Here is a 23,178-nt window from a genome sequence, read left to right as displayed (position 1 = left end):
CGCCAGCGCGCCGATGACCGGTAGTGGCAGGCTGCTGACCAGCAGTACGCACGCGGTAGGAGAAATGCGCACAGTGCGGAAAAAAGAAGCAGTACGAGAAGTAGTCCGGAGCCGGAGGTGCACCACCCGTGGCGGCCAACGTTAATCCCACCGTCAGGCGACGCCGACTTGGTTCGGAGTTGCGAAAACTCCGCGAGACCAAGGGAATGACCGCCGAGGAGGTGGCGGCCCGCCTGCTCGTCTCCCAGTCGAAGATCAGCAGGCTGGAGAACGGCCGACGGAGCATCAGCCAGCGCGATGTCCGCGACCTGTGCGGCGTGTACGGCGTGGAGGACCAGCGCATCGTCGACTCCCTCATGCACATGGCGAAGGAGTCCCGCCAGCAGGGCTGGTGGCACGCGTTCGGCGACGTGCCGTACAGCGTCTACATCGGGCTGGAGACCGAGGCCGAGTCACTCCGGGTGTACGACTCGCTCGTGGTGCCGGGTCTTCTGCAGACCCGGAACTATGCCGAGGCGGTCATCGAGGGCACGCTCCCCGAGGCCACCCCCGAGCAGGTCGACAAGCGCATCGACATCCGGCTGCGGCGCCAGGAGCGGATCACCGACCCCGCCTCGCCGCTCCGGTTCTGGGTCGTCATGGACGAGTCGGCGCTGCGCCGGGTGGTCGGCAGCAAGGACGTCATGCGCGAGCAACTCGAGTACCTCGTGCAGATGGGCTCGCAGGCGCACGTCACCGTCCAGGTGCTCCCGTACGAGGCCGGCGCGCACCCCGGCATGTCGGGGAACTTCGCGATTCTCGAATTCCCGGACGCGACGGATTCCAGTGTGGTGTACATCGAAGGCGTGACGTCCGACCTGTATCTGGAGAAGCCGGTCGATGTCCACGGATACAGCGTGATGTACGAGCATCTGCGCGCCCAGGCGCTGAGCGCCGAGGCGAGCCGCCAGTTCATCGCAGACGCCGCGAAGGAATACGCGCGCTGACCGGAGTTGTGCGACAGCGGGCCACAACTGGGGCCTCGGAACCGTCCTGCAACGCAAAAGGCGGGAGAGTACACCCACGTCGGCTCAATACGGAAGAGTCCCATGGAATATGCCATCCGGTCGAGTGAATAGACCCTGCGGTGGGTGATGTTGGCGAGTAGCTTCAATCGCGTCAGAGCCGCACTACCGAATAGCTCGGAGCGATCATGGCCATTCAGCTGGGCAACACCAAGGCGTGGACGAAGTCCTCGCGGTCGCAGGGAAACGGCGCATGCGTCGAGGTGGCCTCACCCACCTTCAGCGCCGTCGCCGTCCGTGACTCGAAGGACCCCTACGGGCCGACCCTCGACTTCTCCCCGGAGTCCTGGGCCGCGTTCGTCACCGATGTCGGCCGGGGTTCCTACGACCTCGACTGATCCCGATGGGAGCAGTCGTGCCGTTAAGCAGTGCAGAAGAGCCCTCTCGTCCGGCCCGCCGTCCTGGCCGAGGGGGCTCGCTGCGGACCGGATGAGGTCCGCGACCGGCTGCCGGGGCAGCCGGTCGACCCGGCCCCTCGGCTCAGCCCGTGAGGGCAGCAGGTCAGCGCAGTCGGCCGGCGCAGTCGGTCAGCGCAGCCGGTCCACGTAGGTGTCCGTGCCGGGGATGGTGGGGACGAAGGGCGCGACCAGCTCGACGCGGCCCAGTCCGGAGGCGGCGATCTCGTCGTCCAGGCCGGTGAAGTGCTCCTCCCACACCTCGCGCGGGTCCTCCTGGAGGAACCAGAGCAGCGTCAGGCGGGTGTCGACCCCCTCCACCTGCTTCACGTACGTCATCCGGTCGCCCGGCAGCGGCGTCGGCTTGAAGACCGTCACCATCGCGGCCGGTGAGCCCGCGAGGCGCTTGGGCAGGTGCCGGGAGCGCAGCCATTCGAGCAGTTCCTCGCGCTGCTCGGCCGACTCGGCGTCGATGACCTCCACCACCAGCCCGGCGTAGGGGTGGTCGAGCGCGTGGAAGTCCCGGGGGCCGGCGGCACCGTCCCGGTAGACGGTGGCGGCGTGGTCCTGGAACGCGGTGAAGACGTGGGTGCGGTCCTGGTAGACCCGCCCGTCCCGGTTGAGGCGCTTGTTGATGCCGACGGTCCACTTCATGTGGTCGTCGTAGCGGCCGGCGGTGACCCAGTAGGTGGAGATGTAGCAGCCCGCGGTGACGGGCTGGGCGACGGCGGACTTCTCCGGGTAGCGGAGCAGCTGCAGATCGCGGGTGGCGACCCAGCGGCGTCCGGCGTACATCCAGGGCATGGCCATGGCGCCCGCGATGAAGTGGTCGTCCTCGTACCACCGGTTGTAGGCGTACTCGTGGCCCGGCAGGGGCTCGACCATGGTGATCAGGGCGTGCCCGACCCGCACCCCGTAGGGCCCGACGGAGGCCAGTTCCGCGTACACCTCGCTGCGCGTCTCTTCTGTCATGCCTACAGGTGTAGCTGACGATACGTCAGATGGGGAGGGGTCGGTCACGGACGGCTCCGCGGGCTTCTCCGGCTCCCCGGGCTTCTCCGGCGAAATAGGTGGACAGGCCACGGATTATTCGTAGGCTTCGCGCATGACGCGTCCGAATCAAGCCATCCGAGCCGCCGTCCCCGCACCGGCCGCCCGAGCCGCCGTCCCCGCACTCGCCGCCCGGGCCGCCTCGGTCGGGGCGTCGCCGGTACGCGAGATCCTCGCGCTCACCGCGCGCCCCGAGGTGATCTCCTTCGCGGGCGGGCTGCCGGCCCCCGAGCTCTTCGACGCCGAGGGAATCCGCGCCGCCTACGACCGGGTGCTCGCCGAGGCGCCCGAGCGCGTGCTCCAGTACTCCACCACCGAGGGCGACCCGGCGCTGCGCGGCGCCGTCGCCGCCCGGCTGCGCACCCGGGGCCTGCCGACCGACCCGGACGACCTGCTGGTCACCGGCGGTTCACAGCAGGCCCTGGCGCTCCTGGCCACCGCGCTGCTGGAGCCGGGCGACACCGTGCTCGTCGAGGACCCCACGTACCTGGCCGCGCTGCAGTGCTTCGGCTTCACGGGCGCGCGGGTGCTGCCGGTGCCGTCCGACGGGGACGGGATCGATCCCGCGGCGCTGGAGGAGCTCGTCGTCCGCGAACGGCCGAAACTGCTCTATGTGATCCCGAACTTCCAGAACCCCACCGGCCGCACGCTCCCGCTCGCGCGCCGGCGGGCGGTGGCCGAGGTCGCCGGGCGGCACGGGCTGTGGATCGTCGAGGACGACCCCTACGGCGAGCTGCGCTTCGACGGCGAGCCGGTGCCGTGGATCGCCTCCCTGGAGGCGGCCGCCGACCGGACCGTCCTGCTGGGCTCGTTCTCCAAGATCATGGCGCCCGGCATGCGGCTCGGCTGGCTGCGGGCGCCGCAGGCGCTGCGCCGCGCCTGCGTCATCGCCAAGCAGGCCGCGGATCTGCACTCCTCCACCGTCGACCAGGCCGCGGCGGCCCGCTACCTCGCCGACCGCGACCTCGACGCCCATCTGCACCGCGTGCGCGGCGCGTACCGCCTGCGGCGCGACGCCCTGCTGGCCGGCCTGCCGGCCGCGCTCCCGGCGGGCAGCACCTGGAACCGCCCCGACGGCGGGATGTTCCTGTGGGTCCGGCTGCCCGACGGCTTCGACGCCACCGCCCTGCTGCCGGTCGCGGTCGCGCACGACGTCGCCTACGTCCCCGGCGCCCCCTTCTTCGCGGGCCCCGCCGACCCGGCCGCCCTGCGCATGTCCTTCACGACGCACACCCCCACCGAGATCACGGAGGGGCTGCGCCGCCTGTCCGCGGCCCTGTCCGCCGCGACGGCGCCCGCCCTGGGCTGACCGCCCGCCGCGAACGCGAGGCTGGCGTTCTTCCGGTGCGGGCCCTAACCTGACGACCCGTCAGGCATCGGAACCGCACCGGAGGCCCGCATGTTGCTGTCAGGAAAGACCGTGGTCGTGTCCGGGGTCGGCGCCGGGCTGGGGCAGCGCGTGGCGGCGGCCGCGGTGCGCGACGGCGCGCGGGTGGTGCTGGGGGCCCGCACCGAGGAGAACCTCGTGAAGGTGGCGGGCGAGATCGACGCGGACGGGTCGCGGACCGCGTGGCTCTCCACGGACATCGCGGACGGCGACCAGTGCGAGGCGCTCGCGGCGCTGGCGGTCGAGCGCTTCGGCGGCATCGACGCGGTCGTGCACGTCGCCGCCATGGACGGCTACTTCGGCGGCCTGGAGGACGCGGACTTCGCCACGTGGCAGCGCGTCCTCGACGTCAACCTGCTGGGGACGCTGCGGCTCACCAAGGCGTGCCTGCCGGCCCTGAAGGCGCACGGCGGCTCGGTCGTGATCATCGGGACGCAGTCCGCGGTCGCGGCGCCCTCCCAGGTGCGGCAGGCGGCCTACGCGGCGTCCAAGGGGGCCCTGACGTCGGCCATGTACTCGGTCGCCCGCGAGCTGGGCCCGTACCGGATCCGGGTGAACACGGTGCTGCCCGGCTGGATGTGGGGCCCGCCGGTGCAGGCGTTCGTCCAGTTCTCCGCGCACACGGAGGGGGTGTCCGAGGACGAGGTGCTGGGCCGGCTCACCGAGCGGATGGCGCTCCCGGAGCTGGCGACGGACGGGGACGTGGCGGAGGCGGCGGTGTTCCTGGCCTCCGACCGGGCGAGGGCGATCACCGGGCAGTCGCTGCTGGTGAACGCGGGCGAGCTGATGCGGTAGCGCGCGGCACCCGTCGGCCCGACAGGCTTCGGACCGGTTCGGGCCGGCGGTTCGGACCGGCTCGTACTGGTGCGGACTGGTTCTGACTTCTGACTGGTTCGTACGGGCCCCTCCTCTCTCTACCGCGCGGGATCCCGTTCCCGCGCGGTACTTCGTCATGCCCTGCAGGACGTCCAGCGAAGTGCCCGCTCATCGTGTGTTCGCCGTCACGTTCACGACAATGCCAAGGAAGGTCAAGAACGAGTAAAATCGTTCGGCTTTCTGATTTGCGTTCAGACTCTTGAACGCTGATGCCCTTGACCGACTGCCCCGCCAGGGGGTTCAATCCCGGAAGTCCCCACTCCCGCACGGGGGCGCCCGCCGCAGCGAACGTCACAGCGAAGTGCGATTCACGTTCACAAGGCGGACCCCCTGGAGGGGACATGAACAATCTCGACTGGGCTGTACTCATCGCCTACTTCGGCGTGATGATCGCGATCGGACTGTGGTCGCACAAGCGCATCGACGACGTCGGCGACTACTTCACCGCCGGCGGCAAGATGCCGTGGTGGCTGGCGGGCATCTCGCACCACATGTCCGGCTACAGCGCGGTGATGTTCACCGGGTACGCGGGCATCGCCTACAAGTACGGCGTGACGTCCTACGTCACCTGGTCCTTCCCGATCGCGATCGGCATCGCGATCGGCGCCAACCTCTTCGCGCCCCGGATCAGCCGGCTGCGCTCCCGGCTGCACGTCGCCTCGCCGCTCGAATACCTCAAGAACCGGTACAACCTCACCACGCAGCAGGCGCTCGCCTGGTCCGGCGTGCTGCTGAAGATCGTCGACGTGGGAGCCAAGTGGGCCGCCATCGCGACCCTGCTGTCGGTCTTCACCGGCGTCACGATCACCCAGGGCATCGTCATCACCGGCGCGATCACCGCCGTCTACTGCACGGTCGGCGGCCTGTGGGCCGACGCGCTCACCGAGCTGGGCCAGTTCGTCATCCAGCTGCTGGCCGGTCTCGCGATGCTCGTCGCCGCGCTCAGCAAGATCGGCGGCATCAGCGGGATCTGGAACGTCTGGGACGACCCGAAGCTGCAGGGCCACACCAGCGGCACCGCCGGTCCGTACACGTTGATCTTCCTGCTGGCCTACCTGTTCATCAAGACGTTCGAGTACAACGGCGGCATGTGGAACCAGGCCCAGCGCTACATGGCCACCGCCAACGCCAAGGAGGCCACCCGCTCGGCCCGGCTCTCCGCGGTCCTGTGGCTGGTCTGGCCTGCGGTGCTCTTCTTCCCGATGTGGGTCTCCCCGCTGCTGGTGACCGCCAAGAAGCCCGACGGTTCCGACTCCTACGGCCTGATGGTCGAGCAGCTGCTGCCGCACGGGCTGCTGGGCCTGGTCGTCGTCGGGTTCTTCTCGCACACGATGGCCATGTGCTCCTCCGACGCCAACGCCATCGCCGCCGTCGTCACCCGCGACATCGCCCCGGCGTTCTCCAAGACGGCACGGGCCTGGACCCAGCGCGCCGGGCTGATCGCCGCGCGGCTGACCACGCTCGCCTTCCTCGGCCTGTCCATGGCGATTGCCACCCAGGTCAACTCGCCGACCTTCAAGGACATCATCACCATCGTCATCAAGTGGGTGGCGGGCCTGATGGGGCCGATCGCGATCCCCTTCATGCTCGGCCTGCTGCGGCCGTTCCGTAAGTCCGGGCCAACCGCCGCGCTCACCAGCTGGGCGATGGGCCTCATCGCGTTCTACCTGCTGAACTACCCGATCAACGACGCGGTCTCGGGCGGGGTGAACCTGGAGTACCAGATCTCGGTGCCGCTCGCGGTCTCGCTCGTCCTCTACATCCTCATCGGCTACGTCAAGCCCGAGGACACCCCGGAGCGGGACGCGCTGCTGGAGAAGATCAACACCGACGGCGGCGGCGACAGCGGTTCCGCCGCGGCCGCGGCCGTCCCCGAGCCGGCCAAGCCGCAGGACGTGGCGGCGGTGCCCGCCACCGACTGACACGTCGCGCGTAGCGGAGGGGCGGGTCCTCGGCCGGGGGCCCGCCCCTCCGCTACGCGTTCGGGTAGCGCTCCAGCCAGGACGGCGACGAGCCCTGCGGGCCGTGCAGCGCCGGGGCCTGCGTCATCTCCATCGCGAAGTCGTCCGCGAGCTGCAGGATCGTGCCGCGCCCCTCCAGCTCCGCCGTCCACGACGGCGGCAGCGCCGTCTCGCCGTGCAGGGCGCCCAGCAGGTTGCCGCACACCGACCCGGTCGAGTCGCTGTCGCCGCCGTGGTTCACCGCCAGCAGCAGGCCGTGCCGCACGTCCTCGGCGACGAGCGCGCAGTACACGCCGATCGCCAGCGCCTCCTCCGCCGTCCAGCCCTCCCCCAGCGACTCCACCCGCTCCGGCGACGGCATCCCCTGCCGGACGGCGCCCAGCGCCCGCTTCAGGGCGTCCATCGTCTCCTGGTGGTCCGGGCGCAGGCCGAGCAGCCCCAGCGCGTGCTGCACGGAGCCGTCGAGCGCGTCCCCGCGCGCCAGCCCGTGCACGATGACGGCGAACGCTCCCGCGGCCAGCTGCCCGGTGGGATGGCCGTGGGTCTGCGCCGCGCACTCGACCGCGAGCTGGAACACCAGCTCCGGCTCCCAGCCGACCAGCAGTCCGAACGGCGCCGAGCGCATCACCGTGCCGCAGCCCTTGGAGCCGGGGTTCTTCGGGTGCTCGACGGTGCCCATCCGGTCGTCGCCGAGCCCGTTCAGGCAGGCCCGGCCGGGCGCCCGGCGGGCGTACAGCCACTCCTCGCGCGCCAGCCAGCCGGTGTCCTTGCGGCGCTCGTCGGGCCCCCAGTCGCTCTGGGTGGCCGCCCAGCGCAGATAGGCGCGGTGCACGTCGGTCGGCGGGTGCCAGGCGCCGCTGTCCCGCCGCACCTGCGCCCGGATCAGGCCCTCCGTGGTGAAGAGCGTCATCTGCGTGTCGTCGGTGACCGTGCCCCGGCGGCCGAACGCCGGTACGAAGTCCGTGACGCCGTCGGGGCCGTGCGCCGCCCGGATGGCCGCGAGCGAGTCGAACTCGATGCCCGCGCCCAGCGCGTCACCGATGGCTCCGCCGAGCAGGCAGCCGCGCACGCGGCTGCGGAAATCCTGCTGCTGCGCACGTCCCCAAACCGCCGTCAAAGCGAGCCCCTTCGGTCAGCAGCTGTCAGTCGCAGGCACGATAGTCGACATTGCCGCTCACGTCCTGTGTCGTCCGCACCACAGGGGGTGCACCGGCCAGGTGTGTCCGACACCCGTCGCACCCCCTGCCGCGGCTATGCGTCGAGCACCGGCAGCAGCTCCGGGAGGTGGCCGTCGGAGGCGAGACCCGCCGCCCGGCGCTCCTCGGAGACCTCGCCGTACAGGGTGGTGCGCTGGCGGGACGGCCGGCCGGCCGCCTCCGCGATGGCGACCAGGTCCTGGATCGACCGGTAGGAGCCGTAGCTCGATCCGGCCATCCGCGAGATGGTCTCCTCCATCAGCGTGCCGCCCAGGTCGTTCGCCCCGGAGCGCAGCATCTCCGCCGCGCCCTCCGCACCCAGTTTGACCCAACTCGTCTGGATATTGGGGATATGGGGGTGCAGCAGCAGCCGGGCCATCGCCGTGACCGCCCGGTTGTCCCGCGCCGTCGGGCCGGGCCGGGCGATGCCGGCCAGGTAGACGGGCGCGTTGGTGTGGATGAAGGGCAGCGTCACGAACTCGGTGAAGCCGCCGGTCTCCTGCTGGATCTCGGCGAGCAGCCGCAGGTGGCCCAGCCAGTGGTGCGGCTGGTCCACGTGCCCGTACATCATCGTGGAGGACGAGCGCAGGCCCAGGGTGTGCGCGGCCTTGACGACCTCGACCCACGTCGCCGTCGGCAGCTTGCCCTTGGTGAGGACCCAGCGCACCTCGTCGTCCAGGATCTCGGCGGCCGTGCCGGGGATCGAGTCGAGCCCCGCCTCCTTGGCCGCCGCCAGCCAGTCCCGGATCGACATCCCCGTACGCGTCGCCCCGTTGGCGACCTCCATCGGCGAGAAGGCGTGCACGTGCATGCCCGGCACGCGCTCCTTCACCGCCCGCGCGATGTCGAAGTACGCGGTGCCCGGCAGGTCCGGGTGGATGCCGCCCTGCATGCACACCTCGGTCGCGCCGACCTCCCACGCCTGCTCGGCGCGGTCGGCGACCTGCGACAGGGAGAGCGTGTACGCGTCGGCGTCGGTGCGGCGCTGCGCGAAGGCGCAGAAGCGGCAGCCGGTGTAGCAGACGTTGGTGAAGTTGATGTTCCTGGTGACGATGTACGTGACCTCGTCGCCGACCGTGTCGCGCCGCACGTCGTCGGCGATCCGGCACAGCGCGTCCAGCGCCGGGCCGTCGGCGTGCAGCAGCGCGAGGGCCTGCTCGTCGGTGAGCTTCGTCGGGTCGTCGGCCGCGGTCGCCAGCGCGGAGCGCACGTCCCCGTCGACGCGGTCCGGCACCATGCCGGGCGCCGCCTGCTCGCGCAGCGACTCCCAGTCGCCGTAGACGTCGTCGAAGTCGTCGCGGCGGTCGCCGGTGCGCCCGGTGGTGTCGATCGTCGCGTGCAGGTCCGTACGGCCGGTCGCGGTGAACGCCTCGTCCGGCTCCTGCCAGAGCAGGCCGCTGGGCTTCGCGTTCTCGTCCGCCAGTGCCGTCGCCGGATCCGCCAGGGCGCGGACGTGCGGCAGCAGGCGCGGGTCGAGCCACGGCTCGCCGCGCCGGATGAACTCGGGGTAGATCGTCAGCCGCTCGCGCAGCGCGAATCCGGCGGCGGCCGTCTGCGCCGCCAGCTCGTCGATGTGCGGCCACGGGCGCTCGGGGTTGACGTGGTCCGGGGTCAGCGGCGACACCCCGCCCCAGTCGTCGATGCCCGCCGCGATGAACCGCGCGTACTCGCCGTCCACCAGGTTGGGCGGCGCCTGGACGCGGGCCGCCGGGCCGAGGATCAGCCGGGCGACCGCGATCGCCGCCGCCAGCTCCTCCAGCTCCGCGTCCGGCATGCCGCGCATCGCCGTGTCCGGCTTGGCACGGAAGTTCTGGATGATCACTTCCTGGATGCCGTGGTACTGCCGGGCGATCTTCCGTATCGCGAAGAGCGACTCCGCGCGCTCGGCGTACGTCTCCCCGATCCCGATCAGGATGCCCGTCGTGAACGGCACGTTGGAGCGCCCGGCGTCCTCCAGCACCCGCAGCCGCACGGCGGGGTCCTTGTCGGGCGAGCCGTGGTGCGGGCCGCCGGGCTCGGACCACAGCCGGGTCGCGGTCGTCTCCAGCATCATGCCCATGGACGGCGCGACCGGCTTGAGGCGCTGCAGGTCCTGCCACGACAGCACCCCGGGGTTGAGGTGCGGCAGCAGCCCGGTCTCCTCCAGCACCCGGATCGACATCGCCCGCACGTACGCGAGCGTGTCGTCGTACCCGTGCGCGTCGAGCCACTCCCGCGCCTCGGGCCAGCGGTCCTCGGGGCGGTCGCCGAGCGTGAACAGGGCCTCCTTGCAGCCCATTTCCGCGCCCTGTCGCGCGATCTCCAGCACCTCGTCGGGCGACAGGAACATGCCGTGCCCGTCGCGGCGCAGCTTGCCGGGCACCGTCACGAAGGTGCAGTAGTGGCACTTGTCGCGGCACAGCCGGGTCAGCGGGATGAAGACCTTCCGGGAGTACGTGATCATTCCGGGCCGGCCCGCCGTCTCCAGGCCCGCGTCCCGCACCCGGGCCGCGGTCGCCGACAGGTCCACCAGGTCGGCACCGCGCGCCTGCAGCAGGACCGCCGCCTCGCCGGTGTCCAGCGCGACTCCGTCCCGGGCGCGCTTGAGCGCGCGCCGCATCCCGTTCGCGGTGGGGGTCGGCTCCTCGGGGCGGGACAGGCTCATGGTCATCTCCCGAGCATAGGTCGCTGCCCGGTGGGCGCGGTCATGGCGCCCGCTATGGCGTTGGCCACCCGGGGGGTGTCTCCAGGCGCCTTCGAGGATCCGCGCCGGCCGGCGCCGGCCGGGCCGGTCACAGGAACCGCGCGTAGTCGTCCAGCACCCGCAGCACTTCGTCCGCGCCGGCCGGCGGCAGCTGGACGACGCACTCCTCGATGCCCAGCTCGGCGAAACGCGCGAGCTTGCCCTCGGTCGGGCGCACCGCCGACGGGACGACCTGCGGCCCGCCCGGACCGCGGCCGGCCGCGTCCCACACCTCCCGCAGCCGCGGCAGCGCGTCGGCCAGCCCGCTGCCGCCGATCGGCATCCAGCCGTCGGCGTAATCCGCGATGTGGGAGAAGAGCTTCGGCCCGGCGGCCCCGCCGACCAGCGTCCGCAGCGGCCCCACCGGCTTGGGGTGGGCCTCGCTCGCCGCCACCGACGCGAGCTTGCCCTCGTACGCCGTCGGTTCCGGCTCCCACAGCGCCCGCATGACCCGCATCCGGTCCCGTACGAGGTCCCGCCGCCCGGCCCACTCCACCCCGTGGTCCGCCGCCTCCTCCACGTTCCACCCGAACCCCACCCCGAGCGTGAACCGACCGCCCGACAGGTGGTCGAGCGTGGCGATCTGCTTCGCCAGCACGATCGGGTCGTGCTGCGCGACGAGCGTGATCGCGGTCCCCAGGGTGATCCGCCGGGTGACGGCCGCGGCCGCCGCGAGCGCGGTGAACGGGTCGAGCGTGCGCCCGTACTCCCGCGGCAGCGGCTCCCCCATCGGCGCGGGCGTGGTCCTGGCCACCGGGATGTGCGTGTGCTCCGGCAGGAACAGCCCGGCGAACCCCCGCAGCTCCACCTCCTCGGCGAGCCGCACGGGGCCGATGGTCTCGTCGGTCAGGAAGATCGTGGTGTTGATCCGCATCAGCGGCCTCCATCGGGGAGCGGGACGGGACGACGTCGTGCGGGCCGCCGCCGGGAGGCCGGGTGGTGCGCGTTTGCACGCGATCCGGCCACCCGCAGGCCGCCCGCTGTTCCGGCCTCCGACGCTCCGGAGTAGAACAGTTCGCTGCGGCACCTCCCACCCTTCTCGCCCAGGAGGCACGACGGATGGAACGACGCGAAGTTCTCAGGTTCACAGCGCTCGCGGGAGCCGCCGGCATGTTCACGCTGGCCCCCGTGAGCTTCGCCGGAGCCGATGCGGCGAGTGCGGCGGACGGCTCCGGCGCGTCGGACGGCGCTCCCCCGGCCGAGGAGACCCGTACCGTCACCGGGCACCTGCCCACCGGGGTGGCGGACTTCGTCTACCTGCCGGTGAACGTGCCGCGCGGGGTCCGCGAGATCGCCGTCTCGTACACGTACGACCGGCCGGCCGTGCCCGTCGGGACCGTCGGCAACGCCTGCGACATCGGCATCTTCGACCAGCACGGCACCGCCCTCGGCGGCAGGGGCTTCCGCGGCTGGTCCGGCGGCGCCCGCACCGAGTTCGCGATCAGCGCCGAGCAGACCACGCCGGGGTACCTCGCGGGGCCGGTCTCCGCCGGCACCTGGAACGTCGTCCTCGGCCCGTACACCGTCGCGCCCCAGGGCCTGGACTACTCCGTCACCGTCACCCTGCGGTACGGGCCCCGGGGCACCACCCCGGCGCCCACCTACCCGCCGCAGCACGCGAAGGGGCGCGGCCGGGCCTGGTACCGCGGCGACTGCCACCTGCACACCGTCCATTCCGACGGGAAGCGCACCCCGGCGGAGGTCACCGCTGCCGCGCGGGCCGCCGGGCTCGACTTCATCAACACCAGTGAACACAACACCACTTCCGCGCACTCCGTCTACGGGCCCCTCGCCGGCGACGACCTCCTCGTCCTCACCGGCGAGGAGATCACCACCCGCAACGGCCACTACCTGGCGGTCGGCACGGACCCCGGCGTCTGGTTCGACTGGCGCTACCGCGCCCGCGACGACGCCTACGCGCGGTTCGCGCGCAGGATCCGCGGGGCGGGCGGCCTCGTGGTGCCCGCCCACCCGTACGGGATCTTCCCGGCCAGCCAGTGGAAGTTCGGCTACGACCAGGCGGACGCCATCGAGATCTGGAACGGCCCCTGGGGCCCCGACGACGAGCTCTCCCTCAACACCTGGGACAACCTCCTCACCGCGTCCCCGCGCGACGGTCACTGGATCCCCGCCATGGGGAACTCCGACGCCCACCGCGAACCGCAGGTCGTCGGCCTCCCCCAGACGGTCGTCCTCGCGGACCGCCTCGACCGGCCCGCCCTGCTCGCGGGCATCCGCGCGGGCCGCTCCTGGCTCGCCGAGTCCTCCGCCGTCCAGCTCTCCTTCACGGCCACCGGACCGCACGGGGAGCACGCGGGGATCGGCGAGCGGCTGGTCGTGCGGGCACAGGACGTCGTCACGGTGCGGCTGGAGGTGTCCGGGGTGCCGGACCCGGGCGGCGTGTTCGGTGCGCAGGCCCGGCTGATGACGGACGAGGGCCAGATGTACGCCACGCAGCTTCCTCCCTCCGGGACGGGTTCCGTCGAGTGGCGGACGACGGCGTCGCTCGCGGCGTACGTCCGCGCGGAGGTGCGGCATCCGGTGACGGACGGCGGGGCGAGCGGGCTGCCGGGAGCGGCAGCGGCGCTGACCAACCCGATCTGGCTGGACGTCCGGTAGGCCCCGGCGTCACCGCGTCGGCACGGACGCCGTGTCGCGGCCCGATCTCAGGACCGTTCCCGGCACGGCGCCGGTGATCTCGTCGTCCCTGATCGTCTCGACGCCGTTGACGCGGACCGAGACGATGCCGATCGCGCGGGAGTCGAGGCGGGGGCTGTCGCCGGGGAGGTCGTGGACGAGGGTGGCGGTGCCGGCGTCGATGCGCTCGGGGTCGAAGAGGACGAGGTCGGCGTGGTAGCCCTCGGCGATCCGGCCCCGGCCGCGCAGGCCGAAGAGCCGGGCGGGGTCGTCGGTGAGCATGCGGACGGCCTGCTCCAGCGGGACCAGGCGGCGCCCGCGCAGGCAGTCGCCGAGGAAGCGCGTCGTGTAGGGGGCGCCGCACATCCGGTCGAGGTGGGCGCCCGCGTCGGAGCCGCCGAGCAGGACGTCCTCGTGCTCCCAGGTGCGGGCGCGCAGCGCCCAGCTGTCCGGGTCGTTGTCGGTGGGCATCGGCCACAGGACCGTCCGCAGGTCGTCGTTGGCGCAGATCTCGACGATGGTCTCGAACGCCTCCTGCCCGCGCTCGGCGGCGATGTCCTTGACGACTCGGCCGCTGACCCCCTCGTTGGCCTGCGAGTACGTGTCCCCGATGACGTAGCGGCCGAAGTTGGCGAGGCGCCGGAAGACGCCCGCCTCCGGGCTGTTGGCGCTGCGCAGCATCTCGGCGCGGACGGCCGGGTCGCGGAGGCGGGCGATGCGCTCCGGGACCGGGAGGCCGAGGACCTCGCCCCAGCCGGGGATGAGGTTGAGGGCGCAGAACGTGCCGAGGGACATGTTCATCGGCGTCAGGATCGGCATGGTGAGGGCGACGATGCGGCCGCCCGCCTTGCGGGCCCGCTCCGAGGCGGTCAGCTGGCGCGGGACGCGGGCCGGGACGGAGGCGTCGATGGTGAGGACGTTCCAGTTGAGCGGGCGCCCGGCGGCGGCGCTCATGTCGACGAAGAGGTCGATCTCCTCGTCCGCGAACTGGTCCAGGCAGCCCGCCACGATCGCCTCGATCTGGGTGCCCTCGTGCTCGCCGACCGCGCGGGACAGCGCGATCAGCTCGTCCCGGCCCGCGTGCCGGGAGGCGACCGGCTTGCCGTCGCCGTCGGAGTGGGTGGAGGACTGCGTCGTGGACAGCCCCCAGCCGCCGGCGGCCATGGACTCGTGGAAGAGCCGGAGCATCTGCTCCAGCTGCTCCTCGGTGGGCTGCCCGCCGACGGCGTCCTGGCCCATGACGTGCCGGCGCAGCGCGCAGTGGCCGACCATGAAGCCGGCGTTGACGGCGATCCGCCCTTCGAGGGCGTCGAGGTAGTCGCCGAACGAGGACCAGGTCCAGTCGACGCCCTCCTCCAGGGCCTTGAGGGACATGCCCTCCACCTTGGACATCATCCGGCGGGTGTAGTCGGCGTCCTCGGGGCGGGCGGGGTTGAGCGGGGCGAGGGTGAAGCCGCAGTTGCCGCCCGCGATGGTGGTGACGCCGTGGTTCATGGACGGGGTGGCGAAGGGGTCCCAGAACAGCTGGGCGTCGTAGTGGGTGTGCGGGTCGACGAAGCCGGGGGTCAGGACGAGGCCGGCGGCGTCCTCCTCGGTCCGCGCGCGCTCCGTGACGGTGCCGGGCTCGGCGATGGTGGCGATCTTTCCGCCGCGCAGACCGACGTCGGCGGTGTACGCGGGGGCTCCCGTGCCGTCCACCACGGTGGCGCCCTTGATCAGGTGGTCAAGCATGGTCGATCTCACCTCTCCGGGTCGTGAAGTCGTGAAGTCGTGAAGCCGGGACGTTCAGGCGTCCGGACGTGGTTGCGCCTCCGGTCCTGACAGGTCGGCAGGCCGCTGCCGTACGACACCCTGTCCCGGCCGGAGGCGCGGGGCGGCGGTCCGGGAAGACGCCGCCCCCGCTCTGCTGCCGCGCTGCTACTGCCCCGCCGCCTGGCGGAACCGCGTGGTGCGGTGCACCGGGTCCGTGTCGATCTTCGGGATGACGTGCTCGCCGATGAGCTTGATCGTGTTCATCGTGTCCTCGTACGAGATCCCGATCGGCAGGCCGAAGGAGAGCTGGTCGGCGCCGGCCTGCTCCCAGCGCTTGCACTGCGCGGTGACCTCGTCCGGGTCGCCGCAGATCATCAGCTCCTCGGCGATGAGGAGTTCGATGATCTCCTCGCTGTACTCGGGGAGCAGCTCCGGCCACTCGGGGATGCCCTCGGGCCGCGGGAAGGTGTCGTGGTAGCGGAAGACCAGCGACTGGAGCCGGTTAAGGCCGCCGCCGACGGCGATCTGCACCGCCTTCTCGTGCGTCTCCGCGCAGATGGCGGTGGACGTGACCATCACGTTGTCGTTGACGAAGTCACCGATCGGCTCCGCCTCGCGGATGCCCGTCTTGTACTGCTCCAGCACCCACTCCATGTCGGAGACCTTCTGGACGCTGAAGCCGAGCACCCCCAGGCCCTTCTTGGCGGCCATCGCGTACGAGGACGGCGAGCCGGCGGCGTACCACATGGCCGGGTGGGACTTCCCGTACGGCTTGGGGAAGATCTTGCGCGGCGGGAGCGACCAGTGCTTCCCCTGGAACCCGACGTACTCGTCCTGGAGGAACATCTTCGGGAACTCCGCGATGGTCTCCTCCCAGATCTCCTTGGTGTGGTTCATGTCGGTGATGCCCGGCATGAACCCCAGGATCTCGTGGCTGCCCGCCCCGCGCCCGGTCCCGAACTCGAACCGGCCCTTCGAGAGGTGGTCGAGCATCGTGACCTTCTCGGCCACCTTGACCGGGTGGTTGACGGGGGCGAGCGGGTTGAAGATGCCGGAGCCGAGGTGGATGCGTTCGGTGGCGTGGGCGAGGTACCCGAGGAAGACCTCGTTCGCCGACAGGTGCGAGTACTCCTCCAGGAAGTGGTGCTCGGAGGCCCAGGCGTACTTGAAGCCGGACTTGTCCGCCTGGATGACGTACTCGGTCTCCTCCAGCAGCACCTTGTGCTCCGCCTGGGGGTCGACCGCGGAGCGCGCGACAGGCACATATCCCTGTACAAAGAGCCCGAATTCCAAGGAGGTTCACCGTCCTGAAGTATTTCTGACACTCCGTCAGATACGAACGACTCTGGCACTGCCCCGGCGGAGCGTCAATAGCTGATGCTGCGTCAGATCAGGCGGTCGGGCGACAGCGGGAGGACGGCTAGAAGACCGAGATCCCGGCGAGCCAGCCGCCGTCGATCACGAACGGCTGCCCGGTGATGTACGAGGAGTCGTCGCTGGTCAGGAACAGGGCGAGCTTCGCCACCTCGGCCGGCCGGCCGATCCGGCCCATCGGCAGGAGCTTCTTGTAGAAGTCGTCCAGCGCCGCCGAGGACGACGCCAGGTCGGAGTCCGGGTCGAGCAGGGAGGGGTTGGACATGGGGGTGTCGATGGCCCCCGGGCACATCGCGTTCACCCGGATCCCCTTGGCCGCCGTCTCCATCGCCGCCACCCGCGTCATCCCGACGATCGCGGCCTTCGTGGCGGCGTACGACGCCAGCAGCGCCATGCCGCTCAGCGCGGTGTACGAGGCGGTGTTCACGATCGTGCCGCCGCCCGCCGCCTCCAGGGCGGGGATCGCCGCCCGCATCCCGAGGAACGCGCCCACCTGGTTGACCTGCACCACCAGCTGGTACTCCTCCAGCGGGGTGTTCTTCAGCTCGTTGAAGCGCAGGATGCCCGCGTTGTTGACGAGGCCGTCGAGGTGGCCGAAGGCCTCCGTCGTCGCCGCGACGGCCGCCGTCCAGTCGTCCTCGCGGCTCACGTCCAGATGGACGTAGCGCGCGCTGTCCCCTATCTCCTTGGCCAGCGCCTCGCCCTGCTCGTCGAGCACGTCCCCCAGGACGACGCTCGCCCCCTCGGCGGCGAACAGCCGCGCCTCCTGCTCGCCCTGCCCGCGCGCGGCGCCGGTGATCAGCACCACGCGCCCGTCCAGCTTGCCCATGTCTGTCTCCTCGGTCGATGTGTGGCCGTGCGGACGGGTGCGGCTACGCGTCCAGGTGCGGCGCGACGTCGGCGGCGAACGCCTCCATCTGCTCGATCAGCTCGGCCCTGCTCCGGCTCCGGAAGCGGACCTGGATCTGCCCGACCCCCATCGCCGGGTACTCCCGCAGGCTCGCCGCCAGGGCGTCCGGCTTGCCGTGCAGCGTGCGGCGCCCGACCTCCCACGTCGGCTCCCCGATGTGCAGCGGCTCGGCGATGGTGCCGATCTCGATCGGCGCGGTGACGCCCGCCTCCTCGCGCAGCTCCCTGATCCGGGCGATCTGCTGCGGCAGCTTGGAGCGCGGGTCGCCCTGCGGCAGCCATCCGTCGCCCCGGACGGCGGCCCGGCGCACGGCAGCGGGCGACGACCCGCCGACCCAGATCGGCGGACCGCCGGCCTGGGCGGGACGGGGGCGCTGCCCCAGGTCGGCGAAGTCGAAGAATTCCCCGTGGTGCTCGGGGAACTCGTCGGTGAACGCCTCCCGCAGCGCGTCGATCGTCTCGTCCAGTACCGGCCCGCGCTGCGCGAAGTCGGCGCCGACCGCGTCGAACTCCTCCTCCACGTGGCCCGCCCCGACCCCGAGGACCAGCCGGCCGCCGGAGAGGTGGTCGAGCGTCGCGTACGACTTCGCGGTGATCAGCGGGTGGCGCAGCCCGGCGACGGCCACGTGGCTGAGCAGCCGGACGTTCGTCGTGACGGCGGCGAGGTAGGCGAGGGTCGCCACCGGGTCGTACCAGGTGGTGCTCATCGCGTCGGCCAGCCGCCGCGGGATGGCGACGTGGTCGCACGAGGCGATGTAGTCGAACCCGCACCGGTCGGCGGTCCGCGCGATCTCGACGAGGTCGGCGGGGCCGGCCTCCCGCTCCCATGGCTCGGCGTAGATCGTGCTCAGCGATTGGACGGGCAGTTGCATCCCGTAGCGCACGGCGCGGCTCTCCCTTGGTCGACGGGCGGGCCGAGGCCCGGGGCTCCGCGGCCCATCGTCGTATCTGACGATGCGTCAGTAAAGGGGTAGGCCGGCTTTTCCACCCGCACCCGTCCCGCACCCGCTCCGTGTGCGCGCCGCCGGGAGGGCAGGCCGTGGCGCCGCGCCCCCGCGACCGGGCGGGCGCGGCGCCGGGCGCCCCGGACCCGTCAGCCCGCCCAGAGGCCGTCCGGGGTCAGGCCGAGGAGGTCGATCGCGTTGCCGCGCACGATGCGGTCGACCACGTCCGGGGCCAGATGCCCCATCTGCGCCTCGCCGACCTCCTTGGACTTGGGCCAGGTGGAGTCCGAGTGCGGGTAGTCCGTCTCGTAGAGCACGTTCGGCACACCGATGTCGTCGAGGTTCTTCAGCCCGAACGCGTCGTCGAAGAAACACCCGTAGACGTGCTCCGCGAAGAGCTCGGACGGCGGCCGGAACACCTTGTCGGCGACGCCGCCCCAGGCCCGGTTCTCCTCCCAGACCACGTTGGCGCGCTCCAGGATGTACGGGATCCAGCCGATCTGCCCCTCCGCGTACATGATCCTCAGGTTCGGGAAGCGCTCGAACTTGCCCGACATCAGCCAGTCGACCATCGAGAAGCAGCAGTTGGCGAAGGTGATCGTGGACCCGACCGCCGGCGGCGCGTCCGCCGACGTCGAGGGCATCCTGCTGGACGAGCCGATGTGCATCGCGATGACGGTGCCGGTCTCGTCGCAGGCCCGCAGGAACGGGTCCCACTCGTCGGTGTGGATGGACGGCAACCCCAGGTGCGGCGGGATCTCCGAGAAGCAGACGGCCCGCACCCCGCGCGCCGCGTTCCTGCGCACCTCGGCCGCCGCCAGCTCGGCGTCCCAGAGCGGGACGAGGGTGAGCGGTATGAGGCGCCCGTGCGCCTCGGGTCCGCACCACTCCTCCACCATCCAGTCGTTGTACGCCCGCACCCCGAGCAGCCCCAGCTCACGGTCCTTGGCCTCGGTGAACGTCTGGCCGCAGAACCGCGGGAAGGTCGGGAAGCAGAGCGCGGACTGGACGTGGTTGACGTCCATGTCCGCCAGCCGCTCGGGCACGCTGAACGACCCCGGGCGCATCTGCTCGTAGGTGATCACCTCGAGCTTGATCTCGTCGCGGGAGTAGCCGACGGCGGTGTCGAGCCGGGTCAGCGGCCGGTGCAGGTCCTCGTAGACCCACCAGTCGCCGATCGGCCCGTCGTCACCCTGCTCCCCCATGACGGGGGCGAACTTGCCCCCCAGGAAGGTCATCTCCTTCAGGGGAGCCCGCACGATGCGCGGACCGATGTCGCGGTACTTGGACGGGAGCCGGTCCCGCCAGACGTTGGGGGGCTCAACCGTGTGGTCGTCCACCGAGATGATCTTCGGGAAGGTCTCCATAACCACCAAGGTAGCGTTTATCTGACGATCCGTCAGCTACGGGGACGCGGGCAGTGCGTACGGGCCGGGAGCCGGCCCCTGGCGGGCGCCGAGCCGGCTCGGCGCCGGGGCCGCCCGCCGCTCCACCCCGAGCAAGGCGTGGAGCCGGCCGCGCCGGAAGATCGACGCCGGGCCGGAGCGGGCTCCAGCCACCTTCCCCGCAGGGAAGCGAGGCGGGTGTGACGAGAGACGACATGCGTGACCCACGAGGCGGCATGCCGAGGCCCGCCCGCCACGAAGGACGCACAGAACACCGCCTGACGCAGCTCCGTGCGCCCAAGTTGATCGTCGGCGCCACCCCCACCCGCCCCGGGAAGCGCAGCGGACCGGCTCCCCTCCGCCCCCTCAGCCCGCGCAGCGGGCGCCCACACTGGCAGGCGCACCGCGCCGGGGCCTCCCCTCCCCCCGGTCAAGGCGCGCAGCGCCGCAGACGCCCCCTCCGCACCGCCCTGAGCTCAGCCCACGAAGTGGTCGTACGCCCCGGCCTTGACGCTCTTGATGAACGACGTGAGCCGCGCGGCCGTAGTGGCGAGGACGACGCCGGGGGCGTCGCTCTCCCGGAGGTGCACGGTCCGTCCTATCTTCGCCAGTTCGACGCAGTTGTTACCGTCGCCCCCTGCCGAGAACGACGACTTACGCCAGTGGGTGATGGAGGGCATGGTCCTGCCTTTCAGAGTTCTTGAGAGATGCGATGGATCAACTCGCGCGACGCTTCGGGATGAAGCGCCGAGCCTTCGACCTTGGCGAACACCGCCCGGTGCTTCCGGAGCTGCGCCTGTGTATCCAGAAACATGCTGTGGTGCGCGCCATCGATGACCACGGTGTCCAGTTGGGGCACCCGGCCGCCGGCGTACATCATCGAGTAGCCCGCACCGGCAAAGCCCTCAGCGCTGAAAGGGATGACGCGCACGGCAACCCGCTGGCGCTCCGAGAGGTCGAGGAGGTGGTCCAGTTGCTCACGCGCGAGCTTGCGAGAGCCGACCATGATGCGAAGCGCCGCCTCGTGAATGATCGCCGAGAACTCCGGGGGTCGGTCCTTGTCGAAGAGCAGCCGCCTTCGCATACGGTGCTCCACCCGGGCGTCGATGTCCTGGCTCGGGAGATCTGGTTTGACGTACGTGAAGACCGCCCTGGCGTAGTCCTCGGTCTGCATCATCCCCGGGACGTGCACGATGTCGAGGGTCCGTAGGAACGAGGCCCGGCAGTCGAGTTCGGCCAGATCCTGGAATCCGGGAGGAAGCACGCCCCGGTAGTCGTCCCACCAACCCTTGCCACGTTCGTTGGCCATCTCGACCAGCGCATCGATAAGCGCCGGGTCGTCGCACTCATAGAAGCCCGCGAGGCGGCGGAGCCGCTCTTCGCTGATGCCACCACGGCCGGACTCGATCTGGCTGATCTGAATCGGGTTGATCGCCAGCAGAGCCGCCGCTTCCCGGGCGGTCATGTCGGCCTGCTCGCGCAACCTGCGCAGTTCGAGACCCAGCCGCTCCTGCCGAGCTGTGGGATTGATCCTCGGGGGCATGGCTCCCTTCCTTGGCGCGGGGGTTGATCGAGCACGCCGCGTCAGCATGGACGAGGCCCCTCGTTCGAGGCAACCTCCGGTTTATGGTTGCGCCGGATTAACCTTGGCCCTTACCTTGGGTATCACTTCAGTCACTGAACGGAGTGGGCACCCGAGGGTGCCTCGCCTCCATTTTGCGCTGCCCGCAGGGCGGAAGTGCACCTTCTGTGAACGGCCGATCGCAGAGGGCGTTGCCACCGTCCCGCTGACACGCCACGGACCAACCCCCAACGCACCCCAGGGAGATCACCCATGGGCTCGACCACGTGCGCCCCCAGCTGGCCGCCGAGCGGCCGCAGCGCCCCGCACTCGTACACGATGTTCAGCCCGCCGCTGGACACGTCACCGAAGATCGCCCGCGAGTTCGCCGCCAGCGTGCTGCGGTCGCTCGACCTCGCGCACATTCTCGACACGGCGCAGCTCTGCGTGAGCGAGCTGGTCACCAACTCGGTCCAACACGCCCCCCGTGGCGGCTCCCTGCTGTGGCTCGACGTCCGGAGCGTCTGCGTCCGGATCCACGTCTACGACTCCTCCCCGGCGGCGCCGCGCCTGCGGAGCGGCAGCCGGGCGTCCGCCGAGCACGGGCGGGGGCTCGTTCTCGTTGACGTTCTCGCGGATCGGTGGGGTACGGAGCCGGGTGGGCCGGTCGGGATCGGCGGGTTGGGCGGCAAGGGGGTGTGGTGTGAGATCCGTACGCGGTAGCCGTGCGGTTCCGTTCCGGCAGGCGGTTCTGTTCCGGTGGGCGGTTCCGTTCCGGTGGGCGGTTCAGTCTTGGCGGGCAGGGTTGCGGCCCATGCGGTTCAGGAGGCGGTGCTGGCGGGAGGCGGTCACCGGGAGGCCTTCCGCCGGGGCGGCGAAGAAGCGGTGGGTGGTTTCCGGGGCGGTGGGGGTTTCGGCCAGGTCGGCGTAGATCGCGTCCAGGTGGTCGTCGATCCAGGCGACCAGGGTGGGGTCGAGCGTCTCGTCGGCGCCGATGGCGCGGGCGAGGTCCCAGGTGTGGACGGTGCTGTCCGTGCTGCGCACGGCGAGGGCCTGGGCGCCGGTGACCTTGCCCAGGGGGTAGTCGAGCAACCGCTCCAGCGCGCCCGGCCGGCGGAACGCGGCCGCGCACTCCTCGAAGGACCGGATGTACGCGGCGACCGGCTCGGCGCCGAGCGCGTCCGCGTCCCGCAGCCGCAGGAAGTCGGCGGCGCTGCCGCCGCCCAGCAGGCCCACGTAGCTGAGGTTGCCCCGCGTCATGTGGTTGACCAGCAGGCGCACGTCCCACTCCGCACACGGAGTGGGCCACCCCCACTGCTCGGCCCGCACCTCCCGCAACACCCGCCCGAACCCGTCCCCGGCCAGCACGTACCGCTCGACAATTCCCTCAAAGCTCTTGATCACGCGGACCACCCTGCCCGCTTTGCCCTTCTTTCGCCCGCAGGACCAGGCGCGCGTCGGACACCGAACGGGCGGACGGTTCCGTCGCGCTGTCCACCGGCGCCGGGACCGGTACCGTGAATCGCCCTGATCGCTCCTACCGGAGGTGTGCGACGACCGAGCAGCCCGTCGGCCCGTACGGGCCGCTGATCGCGACGCGGTCGAGGTAGGACGACCGGAGGATCGTGAGGGCGGACTCCGCGAGTTCGACATCCTCAGCGGGCGCGGCTTCTTCTCGTTCCTCGCTGTGCCGCGCCACGAGGCGATCCACATCTGCGCGATCACCTGGTACGAGTAGCCGGCATGCGGAATACCGACGCCCTTCCCTCGCGACCGCAGGTTCCCGCACGAGAAGAGAGACCGGCCACGGCGCCCCCTCCACGCCATGGTCGGTCTCTCGTGTTCCCCCTGGTGCGGTCCCGTTCCTCCCGCTGAGTCCCCCCGGACCCTGGATTCGTGCTGGGGTCCCCCCGGACCCGTTCTACGGTGGGCTCCCCCGAGCCCCGTGCGTCCCTGGGTTCCCCC

General features: G+C 71.4%; 20 protein-coding genes. 7 read left to right on the top strand and 13 right to left on the bottom strand.

What is annotated here, in order from left to right:
• The first annotated feature begins 128 nt into the window (after positions 1-128).
• Both ABZ721_RS01165 and ABZ721_RS01160 read left to right on the top strand, forming a co-directional pair.
• The gene (locus tag ABZ721_RS01165) at positions 129-986 is read left to right on the top strand and encodes a helix-turn-helix transcriptional regulator (protein ID WP_138353592.1); all 858 of its coding nucleotides are present in this window, start codon (positions 129-131) and stop codon (positions 984-986) included.
• A 206-nt stretch (positions 987-1,192) separates the two neighbouring features.
• Positions 1,193-1,402 carry a DUF397 domain-containing protein gene (locus tag ABZ721_RS01160; protein ID WP_358786427.1) on the top strand — a complete coding sequence of 70 codons (210 nt, stop codon included), beginning with the start codon at positions 1,193-1,195 and terminating at the stop codon, positions 1,400-1,402.
• 189 nt (positions 1,403-1,591) lie between these two features.
• Here the strand turns inward: ABZ721_RS01160 and ABZ721_RS01155 are convergent, their stop codons facing one another.
• Entirely contained in the window at positions 1,592-2,431 is an 840-nt protein-coding gene (locus ABZ721_RS01155) for a hypothetical protein (protein ID WP_358786426.1), read from the bottom strand.
• A 133-nt stretch (positions 2,432-2,564) separates the two neighbouring features.
• Between ABZ721_RS01155 and ABZ721_RS01150 the strand changes: the two genes are divergently transcribed.
• The 3 genes from ABZ721_RS01150 to ABZ721_RS01140 all read left to right on the top strand — a co-directional run bounded on the left by ABZ721_RS01150 (position 2,565) and on the right by ABZ721_RS01140 (position 6,694).
• Positions 2,565-3,818 carry a PLP-dependent aminotransferase family protein gene (locus ABZ721_RS01150; protein ID WP_358786425.1) on the top strand — a complete coding sequence of 418 codons (1,254 nt, stop codon included), beginning with the start codon at positions 2,565-2,567 and terminating at the stop codon, positions 3,816-3,818.
• A 90-nt stretch (positions 3,819-3,908) separates the two neighbouring features.
• Complete coding sequence (locus ABZ721_RS01145; RefSeq protein WP_358786424.1) at positions 3,909-4,691, top strand: SDR family oxidoreductase; 783 nt, start codon at positions 3,909-3,911, stop codon at positions 4,689-4,691.
• Positions 4,692-5,113: 422 nt separating this feature from the next.
• Complete coding sequence (locus ABZ721_RS01140) at positions 5,114-6,694, top strand: sodium:solute symporter family protein (protein ID WP_358786423.1); 1,581 nt, start codon at positions 5,114-5,116, stop codon at positions 6,692-6,694.
• Between the two features lie 52 nt (positions 6,695-6,746).
• On the opposite strand, the gene ABZ721_RS01135 is transcribed toward ABZ721_RS01140, so the two are convergent.
• The 3 genes from ABZ721_RS01135 to ABZ721_RS01125 form a co-directional block, all read right to left on the bottom strand.
• Positions 6,747-7,850: an ADP-ribosylglycohydrolase family protein gene (locus tag ABZ721_RS01135; protein ID WP_358786422.1), complete on the bottom strand. Its 1,104-nt coding sequence runs from the start codon at positions 7,848-7,850 to the stop codon at positions 6,747-6,749.
• A gap of 134 nt (positions 7,851-7,984) precedes the next feature.
• Entirely contained in the window at positions 7,985-10,579 is a 2,595-nt protein-coding gene (locus ABZ721_RS01130; RefSeq protein WP_358786421.1) for a bifunctional FO biosynthesis protein CofGH, read from the bottom strand.
• Positions 10,580-10,700: 121 nt separating this feature from the next.
• Positions 10,701-11,525: a TIGR03619 family F420-dependent LLM class oxidoreductase gene (locus ABZ721_RS01125; protein WP_358786420.1), complete on the bottom strand. Its 825-nt coding sequence runs from the start codon at positions 11,523-11,525 to the stop codon at positions 10,701-10,703.
• Between the two features lie 185 nt (positions 11,526-11,710).
• Between ABZ721_RS01125 and ABZ721_RS01120 the strand changes: the two genes are divergently transcribed.
• Positions 11,711-13,270 (top strand): CehA/McbA family metallohydrolase, encoded by a 1,560-nt coding sequence (locus tag ABZ721_RS01120; protein ID WP_358786419.1) that lies wholly within the window; start codon positions 11,711-11,713, stop codon positions 13,268-13,270.
• A gap of 9 nt (positions 13,271-13,279) precedes the next feature.
• Here the strand turns inward: ABZ721_RS01120 and ABZ721_RS01115 are convergent, their stop codons facing one another.
• The 7 genes from ABZ721_RS01115 to ABZ721_RS01085 all read right to left on the bottom strand — a co-directional run bounded on the left by ABZ721_RS01115 (position 13,280) and on the right by ABZ721_RS01085 (position 21,195).
• On the bottom strand, positions 13,280-15,019 hold the full coding sequence (locus ABZ721_RS01115; RefSeq protein ID WP_358786418.1) for a D-aminoacylase: 1,740 nt from the start codon (positions 15,017-15,019) through the stop codon (positions 13,280-13,282).
• A gap of 186 nt (positions 15,020-15,205) precedes the next feature.
• Positions 15,206-16,333: an LLM class flavin-dependent oxidoreductase gene (locus ABZ721_RS01110; protein ID WP_358786417.1), complete on the bottom strand. Its 1,128-nt coding sequence runs from the start codon at positions 16,331-16,333 to the stop codon at positions 15,206-15,208.
• Positions 16,334-16,460: 127 nt separating this feature from the next.
• The gene (locus ABZ721_RS01105; protein ID WP_358786416.1) at positions 16,461-17,243 is read right to left on the bottom strand and encodes a glucose 1-dehydrogenase; all 783 of its coding nucleotides are present in this window, start codon (positions 17,241-17,243) and stop codon (positions 16,461-16,463) included.
• Between the two features lie 43 nt (positions 17,244-17,286).
• The gene (locus ABZ721_RS01100) at positions 17,287-18,195 is read right to left on the bottom strand and encodes an LLM class F420-dependent oxidoreductase (protein WP_358786636.1); all 909 of its coding nucleotides are present in this window, start codon (positions 18,193-18,195) and stop codon (positions 17,287-17,289) included.
• Positions 18,196-18,416: 221 nt separating this feature from the next.
• Positions 18,417-19,634, bottom strand: a complete 1,218-nt coding sequence (locus tag ABZ721_RS01095; RefSeq protein WP_358786415.1) for an amidohydrolase family protein — start codon at positions 19,632-19,634, stop codon at positions 18,417-18,419.
• 494 nt (positions 19,635-20,128) lie between these two features.
• Positions 20,129-20,332 carry a DUF397 domain-containing protein gene (locus tag ABZ721_RS01090; RefSeq protein ID WP_358786414.1) on the bottom strand — a complete coding sequence of 68 codons (204 nt, stop codon included), beginning with the start codon at positions 20,330-20,332 and terminating at the stop codon, positions 20,129-20,131.
• Positions 20,333-20,343: 11 nt separating this feature from the next.
• The gene (locus ABZ721_RS01085; RefSeq protein ID WP_358786413.1) at positions 20,344-21,195 is read right to left on the bottom strand and encodes a helix-turn-helix transcriptional regulator; all 852 of its coding nucleotides are present in this window, start codon (positions 21,193-21,195) and stop codon (positions 20,344-20,346) included.
• 291 nt (positions 21,196-21,486) lie between these two features.
• Between ABZ721_RS01085 and ABZ721_RS01080 the strand changes: the two genes are divergently transcribed.
• Positions 21,487-21,936, top strand: a complete 450-nt coding sequence (locus ABZ721_RS01080; protein WP_358786412.1) for an ATP-binding protein — start codon at positions 21,487-21,489, stop codon at positions 21,934-21,936.
• Positions 21,937-21,999: 63 nt separating this feature from the next.
• Here ABZ721_RS01080 and ABZ721_RS01075 read toward each other — a convergent pair whose 3' ends face one another.
• Positions 22,000-22,617, bottom strand: coding sequence for a TIGR03086 family metal-binding protein (locus tag ABZ721_RS01075; RefSeq protein ID WP_358786411.1), 618 nt, complete (start codon positions 22,615-22,617; stop codon positions 22,000-22,002).
• Between the two features lie 133 nt (positions 22,618-22,750).
• The gene (locus tag ABZ721_RS01070; protein WP_358786410.1) at positions 22,751-22,924 is read right to left on the bottom strand and encodes a hypothetical protein; all 174 of its coding nucleotides are present in this window, start codon (positions 22,922-22,924) and stop codon (positions 22,751-22,753) included.
• Positions 22,925-23,178 lie beyond the last annotated feature (254 nt).

Origin of the sequence: Streptomyces sp. NPDC006733, from assembly GCF_040636125.1 — a bacterium.
Classification (GTDB): Bacteria; Actinomycetota; Actinomycetes; order Streptomycetales; family Streptomycetaceae; genus Actinacidiphila.
This window is presented reverse-complemented; position numbering and strand designations above follow the sequence as displayed.

Coding starts and splice junctions, on each gene's coding strand:
- ABZ721_RS01120 (WP_358786419.1), top strand. CDS start 11,711: ATGGAACGACGCGAAGTTCTCAGGTTCACAGCGCTCGCGGGAGCCGCC.
- ABZ721_RS01130 (WP_358786421.1), bottom strand. CDS start 10,579: ATGACCATGAGCCTGTCCCGCCCCGAGGAGCCGACCCCCACCGCGAAC.
- ABZ721_RS01095 (WP_358786415.1), bottom strand. CDS start 19,634: ATGGAGACCTTCCCGAAGATCATCTCGGTGGACGACCACACGGTTGAG.
- ABZ721_RS01115 (WP_358786418.1), bottom strand. CDS start 15,019: ATGCTTGACCACCTGATCAAGGGCGCCACCGTGGTGGACGGCACGGGA.
- ABZ721_RS01085 (WP_358786413.1), bottom strand. CDS start 21,195: ATGCCCCCGAGGATCAATCCCACAGCTCGGCAGGAGCGGCTGGGTCTC.
- ABZ721_RS01080 (WP_358786412.1), top strand. CDS start 21,487: ATGGGCTCGACCACGTGCGCCCCCAGCTGGCCGCCGAGCGGCCGCAGC.
- ABZ721_RS01160 (WP_358786427.1), top strand. CDS start 1,193: ATGGCCATTCAGCTGGGCAACACCAAGGCGTGGACGAAGTCCTCGCGG.
- ABZ721_RS01150 (WP_358786425.1), top strand. CDS start 2,565: ATGACGCGTCCGAATCAAGCCATCCGAGCCGCCGTCCCCGCACCGGCC.
- ABZ721_RS01125 (WP_358786420.1), bottom strand. CDS start 11,525: ATGCGGATCAACACCACGATCTTCCTGACCGACGAGACCATCGGCCCC.
- ABZ721_RS01090 (WP_358786414.1), bottom strand. CDS start 20,332: ATGCCCTCCATCACCCACTGGCGTAAGTCGTCGTTCTCGGCAGGGGGC.
- ABZ721_RS01140 (WP_358786423.1), top strand. CDS start 5,114: ATGAACAATCTCGACTGGGCTGTACTCATCGCCTACTTCGGCGTGATG.
- ABZ721_RS01100 (WP_358786636.1), bottom strand. CDS start 18,195: ATGCAACTGCCCGTCCAATCGCTGAGCACGATCTACGCCGAGCCATGG.
- ABZ721_RS01145 (WP_358786424.1), top strand. CDS start 3,909: ATGTTGCTGTCAGGAAAGACCGTGGTCGTGTCCGGGGTCGGCGCCGGG.
- ABZ721_RS01155 (WP_358786426.1), bottom strand. CDS start 2,431: ATGACAGAAGAGACGCGCAGCGAGGTGTACGCGGAACTGGCCTCCGTC.
- ABZ721_RS01105 (WP_358786416.1), bottom strand. CDS start 17,243: ATGGGCAAGCTGGACGGGCGCGTGGTGCTGATCACCGGCGCCGCGCGC.